This is a genomic window from Streptomyces sp. SID1328 (genome assembly GCF_009865595.1).
Classification (GTDB): Bacteria; Actinomycetota; Actinomycetes; order Streptomycetales; family Streptomycetaceae; genus Streptomyces; species Streptomyces griseoluteus.
The window spans coordinates 1-1,117 of the sequence record NZ_WWKH01000311.1 but is presented as its reverse complement, the minus strand read 5'-3'; the positions used below and the strand labels follow the sequence as shown (position 1 = coordinate 1,117).

Below are 1,117 nucleotides of genomic sequence, written 5' to 3'. Positions count from 1 at the left end.
GTCGCTCGGCACCGGTGCGGGCACCGCGCTCGGCGCGGGCGTCGTCGCAGGCGTCGTCGGGGCCGCCGCCACGGTGGTGAAGGTGGCCGGTACGCATCTGCCCGCCGCCCATCACCGCAAGGGCGCGGCGAGCCAGCCCGGCGGCCCCGAGCAGTTGCGGCTGCAGTGGCTCACCGCGCTGGAGGTGCGTGGCATCCGCCCCTTCCTGGACCAGCAGCGGATGCTCGCCGCCTCCACCGGGCCGGGCAAGAAGACCGGCCCGGCACTGCGCGGCGCGGACAAGAGCGCGGCGGCCCGGCGCCGGACCGTACTGGAGCAGTCCTTTGGCCAACTCCCCGAGCCTGAGGATCTGTTCGCGGGCCGTACGGAGGAGCTGGCGCGGATCGGACAGTGGGCGCGGGCCGCCCGCGCGGAGTCGGAGACCCGGCCGACGGTGGTCGTCCTGCACGGGGAGCCGGGCTCGGGCCGCACCACGCTCGCCGTACGGGCGGCGCACAAGCTGCGGGACCACTTCCGGGGCGCGGTCGTCGTCGACCTGCGCGGCGACGGCCCCGAGACCCGTCCGCTGCCCACCCGCGACGCCCTGCTGCATCTGCTGAACCGGCTCGGCGCTCCCCGCGAGCAGTTGCTGTTCCGCGAGCACTCCTCCCCCGAACAGCAGGTCAAACGGCTCGCCGAGCTGTACCACCAGCACCTGGCGGGACTCCCGGTGACGATCGTGCTGGACGACGCCTCCGACCCGGCCCAGGTCCGCGCGCTGATCCCGGAGCGCTCCGACAGCCTGGTCCTGGTCACCTCCCGCACCCCGCTGGAGCTGGACGCGGACCTGCCCGCCTGGGTGCACCACCTGCCGGTCGAGGCCCTGGACGCGGCCGGTGCCGAGGAGCTGCTGACCGCCTCCGCGCAGGACTCCGGTCATCCCTACGACGCCGAATCCACCGCGCGGATCGCCGAGTTGTGCGGCGGGCTGCCGCTGGCGCTGCGCTGCGCGGGCTCGGCGCTCGGAGCCCGTTCGGCGAGCGGGCTGGCGGCGGACCTCGCCGCGTACGGTCCCGTCGGGCCGGTGGAGCGGGCACTGTGGCTGCGCTACTCCGACCAGCCGGACCCCGCCCGCCGG

General features: G+C 75.8%; 1 protein-coding gene. It reads left to right on the top strand.

All coding sequences use genetic code 11. The annotated features are described in order from the left end of the window. Positions 1–1,117, top strand: a 1,117-nt coding sequence (locus GT030_RS09225; RefSeq protein ID WP_237522283.1) for an AAA family ATPase, incomplete at both ends; no start/stop codon positions are given.